The 8319-nt window shown below is 56.5% G+C and carries 6 protein-coding genes; 1 reads left to right on the top strand and 5 read right to left on the bottom strand.

Annotation, left to right across the window (positions count from 1 at the left end; all coding sequences use genetic code 11):
- Window positions 1-458 precede the first annotated feature (458 nt).
- The 4 genes from SGJ19_16635 to SGJ19_16620 all read right to left on the bottom strand — a co-directional run bounded on the left by SGJ19_16635 (window position 459) and on the right by SGJ19_16620 (window position 4728).
- Complete coding sequence (locus SGJ19_16635) at window positions 459-1460, bottom strand: ATP-dependent DNA ligase (protein MDZ4781879.1); 1002 nt, start codon at window positions 1458-1460, stop codon at window positions 459-461.
- Between the two features lie 29 nt (window positions 1461-1489).
- Window positions 1490-3040, bottom strand: coding sequence for a non-homologous end-joining DNA ligase (gene ligD / locus SGJ19_16630; GenBank protein ID MDZ4781878.1), 1551 nt, complete (start codon window positions 3038-3040; stop codon window positions 1490-1492).
- 63 nt (window positions 3041-3103) lie between these two features.
- Window positions 3104-3949, bottom strand: coding sequence for a Ku protein (locus tag SGJ19_16625; protein MDZ4781877.1), 846 nt, complete (start codon window positions 3947-3949; stop codon window positions 3104-3106).
- A 269-nt stretch (window positions 3950-4218) separates the two neighbouring features.
- Entirely contained in the window at window positions 4219-4728 is a 510-nt protein-coding gene (locus SGJ19_16620) for a DUF4385 domain-containing protein (GenBank protein MDZ4781876.1), read from the bottom strand.
- A 186-nt stretch (window positions 4729-4914) separates the two neighbouring features.
- On the opposite strand from SGJ19_16620, the gene SGJ19_16615 reads away from it, so the two are divergent.
- Entirely contained in the window at window positions 4915-6426 is a 1512-nt protein-coding gene (locus tag SGJ19_16615; GenBank protein MDZ4781875.1) for an FAD-dependent oxidoreductase, read from the top strand.
- Between the two features lie 1640 nt (window positions 6427-8066).
- Here SGJ19_16615 and SGJ19_16610 read toward each other — a convergent pair.
- Window positions 8067-8319: hypothetical protein (locus SGJ19_16610; protein MDZ4781874.1), on the bottom strand; the 253-nt coding region annotated here is incomplete at its 5' end.

The raw sequence follows: 8319 nt of genomic DNA, 5'->3' as shown, positions 1-8319 counted from the left end.
GAAGTTCGAGACATGGCCGTCACCGAGGGAAGCACAAGTTCAAGCACACCCCCTCAACCTACCACGCCCAACAACCATGCCGATTCGGGAACGGTTACGGGCAAGCTGAATGGCCGTACCGTCAACTATTGGTAGGAATTCGACCAGACTTCTAGTTATTGTCCCTGCCGTACCTGGCGATGCTAACGACGCGGGACGAAACTCCCACTACCTTCCAGACGGGAATCGGCCTGTCGAAGCGGAGGGGCCACTCTCTGGACGGCACCGTGCCTCAGGGACTGGGCACTTCCAAATAAGGAATCGGGCTGATCGTACTTGCATACGGTCGGCCCGGTTTCGTTTTGTGAGATACGCTTTAATTCAGCGTGCAAGGGCACAAATCTCGCCGGGCGGTGCACTTGGCGCTACTTCGTACGACACGGCCGGAAGCGCGTATTCGGCCATAGCGTCTGCTACGGTTAACTCTTCAGTAGCTTCAGACTCGTTCCACGAGCGCTTCCAAGTTGATCGAACTTGCATTGCTTTGCAGCTTTGTCGGGGCGAAAGCGCAGCAGGTTCGTGCCATGCCGAAAGCGTCCGCCCGTAAAGCTGTCAAATTCCACTTCGGCGACGATTTTGGGACGCAGTGATGTCCACTCGCTGGAACGCTTCGTGCTCCAGCGACTTGGCCCGCCAGGTGCTTTTCCGGTAAAGCTGGTGCCGCCGATGAGAGGTTTTAGTATTCCAAGCAACTGCTCGCGTTCCGCTGCCGAAAAGCTGGAGGTGAAGCCAATGTGGTGCAACAGGCCTTGATCGTCGTAGAGACCGAGAAGCAGTGAGCCTACCACCTTCGTCCCTTCAGCGTAGCGAAACCCGCCAACGACGCAATCAACGCTGTGCCGCCGCTTGAACTTTTGCATTCCGTCGCGGCTCCCTGATCGATAGGGCGAATCCAAACGCTTCGCCATCACGCCGTCCAAGCCCGACGTCGTTCCGGCTCCCCACTTCTTCGCGGTGAGAAACTTGCTAGTCGCTGGCGACAAGCGAATGCTCGTTTTTCGGGCGAAGAAGCTTTTCTTGAATTGTTCGAGCCGCGAACGTCGCACACTGAGCGGAAGCTTTGACAGATTGGTCCCGTCTTCGTCTACGAGCAGATCAAAAACGATGTAAATCGCCGGAAACTCACTGGCAAGCTTGTTCACCCTGGTCGCGGTCGGGTGGACACGTTGCTGCAGTTGTTCGAATGACGTTTTGCCTCGAATCGGGATGACCAATTCGCCGTCGAGCACGAACCGCGAAGCGCGCAATGCCAATAGCGATTCCGTTACTTCGGGAAAGTATCGGCCCAAAGACTGCCCTGATTTTGATTGCAGGGTTACCTTCTTCCCGTCACGAAACGCCAGGCAACGAAATCCGTCCCATTTGGGCTCGTACTGCCACTCGTCCCCGGTCGGCAACTCCTCCACCGGCCGGGCCTCCATCGGTGGGAACGGGGATTTAATGGGAAGCGTCATTCGTCGACTCCCAACCGCTTCAACATCGACTTGGTCAGCGACTGTTTCAATGTCGGTAATGCTGCCCAAGGATCGAGTTTTAGCCTCTGCAGCCGTGCCGGAAGATTCTGAATTGTAAAGTAGTCCGAGCGCAATCGCGGACTCAACTCGTCCCAGGCCAACGGCACACTGATAGGTGCGCCGTCCCGAGCCCGGGTGGAGTACGCCGCCACGGCCGTCGCCCCTCGCCCGTTTCGCAGGTAGTCGACGAAGATCTTTCCTTTTCTAGCGGCCTTGCTCATGGTAGAAATGTAACGATCGGGAGCAGCTTCCTCCAGCAACTCGGCGACACGGCGGCAAAACGCTTTGCTCTCGTCCCAACCAAGTCTCGATTGCACAGGCACCACTAAATGTAAGCCCTTACCGCCGGTCGTCTTGACAAAGGATTCGAGCCCAAGCTCTTGCAGAAACAAGCGAACCTCTCGTGCCGCAGTGATCACCTGCGGCCACTGCAGGTTCGGATCCGGATCCAAGTCAAACACCAGCCGATCTGGCTTTTCCAGGGAGCGACTTCGCGCCCCCCAAACGTGGATTTCCAACACTCCCATTTGAACCAACGAGATAAGGCCTGCCGCGTCCGCCAGCATCATGTTCTGGTTGGGCTCATTCGACTCAGAAACATCAACTCTCTTCAGATGTTCGGATGCCCCTTCCCCAGGGTGCTTTTGAAAAAAACACGGCTTCTTGCTTCCCGCTGGGCAGCGGACTAGCGCCAGCGGCCGATGAACCACCTGAGGAAGAATCCAGTCCGCCACTGATAAGTAGTAACGGGCGAGATCTGCCTTGGTGAGGCCTTGATCGGGGTAAAGGACCTTGTCGGGGTGCGTGAGTTCGACTCCGGCGAACTCCGCCGATGCCGTCTGGGTGGAATTCGTCTTCGTTCGGACCACCTTGCGTGACGCATGTTCTTTCACTGCCGTTGAACCCCATACGCGATCCGCAGCTTCGGCGATTTGTTCCATGGTCCTGCCACTGGCGACACTCAGCGGCTTCTGTTCCGTGATTGACTTGCCGGTAGCCTTCGCGAACTTGTCGCGCTCCTTGAATAGAAACCAATGACGTTCGTCTGCATCCCCTGCACGACCGCCTCTGCGTACCAGCATCCAGTTTCCCTGGAGCTTTTCCCCGTGCAGCACGAATTTCAAGCTTCCGTCACGGAAGCCGCGTTTGGGATCGCCCATAGGTTCCCACGTGCCGCGATCCCACAGCAGCACTGCCCGCCCACCATACTGACCCTGCGGGATGATGCCCTCAAACTTACCGTACTCCACGGGATGATCTTCAACGTGCATCGCCAGACGTTTCGTGGCTGGATTCAAGTCGGGGCCTTTGGGAACGGCCCAGCTCTTCAGAACGCCGTCGAACTCCAGCCGAAAATCGTAGTGCAGATGGGTTGCGGCATGTTTTTGAATGACGAACGAAAGGGCTCCCTGGGATTTGCGGACATCGCCCTTCGGTTCGGATGTTGTGCTGAAGTCTCGTTTGCGGCGATATTCGACTAACCCCACGGGTTCACTTCCGCACGTTAAAGTTGAGTTTCACCAAACGTCGCGGTCCCACAGCAGATCGACTCATGCCCGCTTTCGCCTCGCGCTCGATCGCGCGGAGCGTGCCTTAGCGGTGGGTCGCTTTTTTCCCCCATTGGCCAGACTCCTCTTAAGTGCATCGAGAATATTGATCACGGCTGGCCCCTGATCTGGTACGTCAGGAATTGCGACTTTCTTGCCTTTCACTTTCGCAGCGATGAGCTTTTTGACGTCGGCAAGATGGCTGTCCTTGTACTTGCCGACATCGAATTCATCCGTCACAGATGCTGAAATCAGTGACTGCGCCAAGCGAAGTTCTTCCTTTTTCACTTCGCCTTCGCCGAGATGTTCTTCCAAATCTGCCGGCTGTCGCAACTCCGCCTGATGATGCAACATGGACAACACGAGGACTTTCTGGCTGGGCCATAACAGCATCAACTCTTCTTTGCCGGCGACCACCCCTTCCGCCATGGCTGCCACTTGGCTCGCCTCCATTGCGCGAAAGAGCACGCGATACGCCTTCTCCGCGACTTTTCCGTCGGGAATCAAGTAGTAGTTGCGTCCATCCAAATAGAGGGGGGCAATCGCGTGCATCGGAACGAACGTGTCGAGGGCAATCTCTCGATCTTGCGAAGGACGCAGCTCATCCAGTTCCTTGCGATCGATGACGGCGTATTGCCCCTTGGCGTACTCATATCCAGAGACGATTTCATCGTTGCTAACTTCACCATGCACCGGGCACGTCTTCGTATACCGAATCCGATTCTTGCAGGATTTGTGCAATTGATTGAAATGGAGCTCTCCGTCGCCAGGCAAGCTCGCGTTGTAGCCTCGGACAGGAACCGTCACGAGGCTCAAACGAATCAACGTTTTCCAACTGAAATGTGGCATTGCGGCACCCCCGATTGTTGCTAGCTGCGAAGTGCTAGCATGCGGCGTGCCAAACTGCGGAATTAGGCGAAATAGGCAGCGGAGAGTGGACGAATATTCACGTCAACTAACTGTCCGAGTGTCGGTGTGGAATTGCTCCAACCAACTCTGATCGAACTGGCCCCAACCACCTTTCGTTTGCCCGCGCGATGGTGCGGTTTCAAAGATATGGCGACTCGTCGGTGTCACTTAAGCGAGACGAAGGCAGCTGCGATGCGGCTGGAGAAATTTCAACGACGCGAGTCTTGCGCCGGTGCATTTCCTGTCGGGGGGTCCGAATGCGTCTCATACGCGTTCCGATGTCGCTCTCGCTGTCGCAAGTATTCAGGGTGACTGCGAGCGGCGACATACTGCTCGTAAAAGATGGCCGCCGCCTGGGCCTTCTCCGGGTCTGGTTTCCTTGGCAGTTCCGCGCCCGATTCCCGGTCGTACTTCCGTCCGCCTTTGTGATTCGCGTAACGGCGCGCTCGCGTCCAACCCATTTGCAAATACTTGCGAGCCATATCCTCACCAGGGAAGTCTTCTGCTCTTAGGTAGCCGAGGAACAACTCGTAAATCGCGGCTGACGATTGAATCGCCTCGCGCACGTTTTTGAATCGCCAATGCGGCAGGATCTCATTCTTGTACGGCTGCACCAGCAGCACTCCCTGCTCCCCTTTGCCGCTTCGGTACAGCTCAGGGTGCGCTCGGAAGTCGGTGCTGTTGAAATCCAGTGAATAGTCGAATTGCAGCGAGCTCATTGGTCGTGGCCAATCCTCATAGTGTGCTGGGGAACTGTTCCGATCTACTTGTCTCCTCACATAACCGATCTCATATCCCGATGGCCGCATTTTTGGGCAGGGTAGACTCTCCATGCGAGTCGGCACACCATTTGCAAATGTCACGCCGTAGCGTCGACTTCAATTGACCGAGCCAAGGTGACCGTCGTGAAAACTGGTTCTCCGTGGAAAGCCTCGTCTGCCCGCTATCCGAAAGTCGCGAAAAACGAGCACTTCGATGTCGCCATCATTGGCGGTGGGATTACCGGCATCACTGCTGCCCATTTGCTCAAACAATCCGGGAAGCGCGTCTGCGTAGTTGAGCGAGACCGGCTAGGAATGGGCGATACGGGCGCGACGACGGCGCATCTGACCTACCAAACCGATCTGCGACTTTCAGAACTGACAGAGACTTTTGGCGAGGAAGCCGCGGCACTCACGCTTCGCGGTGGGCAAGCAGCGATCAACCTGATCGAATCCAATGTCTCCCAACGCAACATCGACTGCGATTTTCGCCGGGTGCCAGGATATCTGCATTCCGCCTGGAGTTCGCAAGTAGACGAACGGGCGGCGCTGCAGAAGGAGGCCGAAATTGGGCAAAAGCTGGGCTTTCCCGTTCGATACTTGGATTCCGTTCCCTATTGCGAACGCCCCGGCATTAGCTTCCCGAACCAAGCCAAGTTTGATCCGCTGAAGTACCTTGCAGCGCTCGCGGACATCGTCGTAGGCAACGGCTCTCGCGTTTTCGAAGAGAGCGAAGTTACCGAAGTCCAGACTGACCCGCTGCAACTCGTCGTGGGTAAGTGCACCCTTCAAGCAGACTATGTGGTCATCGCTACGCATGTCCCGCTCATGGGAGCGACGGGGCTAGTGAAGGCGACGTTGTTCCAAACCAAACTCTACCCATATTCGTCGTACGCCATTGGCGCGACGGTGAAAAAGGGAACACTTCCCGAGGCTTGCTTTTGGGACACGTCCGACCCGTATTACTACCTCCGCGTCGAGGCTGGCGAGAAAGAGGACTATCTCATTTTCGGTGGAGAGGATCATAAAACTGGGCAAGAGGCGGAGACCGGAGATCGCTTCGCAGCCCTCCTCGGCAAACTGAAGGAAGTTGTGCCGGCAGCAAAGCCTGATCGGCGGTGGTCAGGCCAGGTCATCGAAACGCACGACGGATTACCGTTCATCGGAGAAACGGCTCCTCACCAATTCGTTGCCACGGGCTTCAGCGGCAACGGCATGACTTTCGGAACGCTCGCCGCGATGATGGCCTGCGACCGCGTGATGGAGCGACAAAACCCTTGGGCTGAGCTCTTTGCCGTCGACCGCAAGTCGATCCGGGGTGGGGCCTGGGATTACTTGCTGGAGAACCTCGACTATCCGTACTACTTCGTGCGAGACCGCCTGCGCGGTGCAAGGGCTGATTCGACGGATGACATTTCCAACGGCGAAGGTCAGATCCTGACGTTAAACGGACAACGCGTGGCCTGCTCCCGCGATAAGAAAGGCCAGCTCACAACAGTTTCCGCGTACTGCACGCACATGGGCTGTTTGGTGCGTTGGAATTCGGCCGAACAAACTTGGGACTGCCCCTGCCACGGTTCGCGTTTCCAACCCAATGGGGACGTCATCGCGGGGCCGGCAGAAACGCCGCTGGAATCCATCGATATTAAAAACTGATGCATTCGACGACGATCCGTGCTTGAACTTTCAGCCGAGGCGAGACCACCACGACGGTGACGACAACGGTCGAAAAATCCGGTGAGAATCCCCCGCCAGCCGAGCCGACTAAGCCGTAGAGTCAAGCAATCGCTGTCTCTCGTCAATGGGTTGCTCGCACCTTCCCAATGGCGAATATCGCGCGGGCCGCCGGAATTTTTAACTTGATTCCGGCGGCCCTCTTTTTTGCGCCCGCATTTAGCGAATCGTTCACCTCTTCCGTGCGCGCAACCTCATCTGCTAGGCTCGTTCTCTGAGTGGGACAGGGATGTTCTTATTCACCCGGCCGGGGACGTTCGCCGATGGACCCGGCCGGGCAATTTTTTCACGTTGCCATTGCACTCTAGGCGGAAGTTCGCAAGCCGCCGGACCCCAGCCAGCCGAGCAACCGTAGGCTGGCCGGGGACTTCTTTTTGAAGGCGACACGGTGCCGCCTTTGTTACACTCTGAGCACCATCGAATTGGCTGGCGTTTTGAGCTAACGGAAGCGCCGTTATCCGTTCAGCGACCCAACAACCGCCGACACCGCCGGTGGGTGCTCGGCGGTTTTTTGTTGCGCCACCTTTCATCCGATGGAAACTGTGAAGCTAGGCTATCCCGCCGCCTCAACTAGGCGCGCGCCCAGCTGAAGGCCCCGTCAACGCACAATCGCCGCAAGCGTCGGACGTATCAAATCATTTCTAGACCCCTCGGATCTCGGCAGATTGTATTCTGCTCTCTGCGCGATGAGGTTCGTTGCCATCAATGATGGTTGCTGATACGTACCAGTCGTTCCGTTCGTGCTGATCGCACGACCAGTCATTCACGAGCCGTATTTCTCAGCGGCTGTTTTTTGATACCAGGGAACGCGTGTTGCAACTCACATGACTCACGCTGTCTGGTCGTCCGCAATATCGTGTGGTCAGAAGGATTTGTTATGTGCTGCTGGTTGCATTCAAGCATTGCCCCGTGGCGCTGGGTTCCGATCGTACGGACGTTGTCGATTGGGACGCCTCCGAGCACGTCACGTGATCCACGTTGGCGCATTTTGGCATGGGGCAAATGGGAGATTGGTTGGCACATCGCGCTCTCTTCACACCCGGTGCCTGACGTAATGACCGGATCCAGCACATCGCGTTGAGGTGTGGATAACCACGTTGGCCGAAACTCCATCTGCAAATGGTTTGGGTGAATCACACTCACGCCATTTCAGATCGCCCCAGTCAATTTCTGCCCCGATTGGCTGGGGTGTTTTTTGCGCTTCAACTCACGATCGGAATGCTTTAAGTATTTGGACATGTTCGCGTGCCACACGGTGGCAGCGTCATCATCGCCAGCTCGCTCGCCTTAACATTTATTTCAGATCGATCTCATTCGTGCTGTTCCGGAGCCCGGTAGTGGCTGGTTAGAGCCACGGGTGAAGAGACGTGTCCGCCGAATACGTCTCTCTACCAAGAACGGTTCGTTCGTCCCCGCATTCTCCAGCTGGTAGCGGCCAACGAGCGGTGACGAGGGCACGGGGGCCGCGGCAGGCTGGACGGTCTGGTAGACGAGCATCAACACGACGGCAGCGTCGAAAGCTACTTCCAAAATCGTGAGCAGGCTGAATCGTGGTTCCACCGCTACATTGGCTTTTTCGCGTAACTCGCGGCACACGTCAGGGCCAAGTCGCGAGTGAAGTCGGGGTCTTCATCAAATGCCTTTTGTATTGCGTAGGACGAACTGCCCTTTCCTGTCTCCCGCGCGAAATCTGTCAGCACCTTGCGAAAACAACAGGAGCTATTGTCAAATCTTGTGGATGAGGGCGGCTTGAGAAAGGCGGCGTACTTGGGGTTGAATTTGGTTTGTTCAACGAACCTTTCAACTTCCCGGAGT

Source organism: Planctomycetia bacterium (genome assembly GCA_034440135.1).
Lineage (GTDB): Bacteria > Planctomycetota > Planctomycetia > Pirellulales > JALHLM01 > JALHLM01.
This window is presented reverse-complemented; position numbering and strand designations above follow the sequence as displayed.

Bases quoted from the DNA above. Each gene is read 5' to 3' on its own strand.
- SGJ19_16625 (MDZ4781877.1), bottom strand. From the start codon at position 3,949: ATGCCACATTTCAGTTGGAAAACGTTGATTCGTTTGAGCCTCGTGACG.
- SGJ19_16620 (MDZ4781876.1), bottom strand. From the start codon at position 4,728: ATGAGCTCGCTGCAATTCGACTATTCACTGGATTTCAACAGCACCGAC.
- SGJ19_16635 (MDZ4781879.1), bottom strand. From the start codon at position 1,460: ATGGAGGCCCGGCCGGTGGAGGAGTTGCCGACCGGGGACGAGTGGCAG.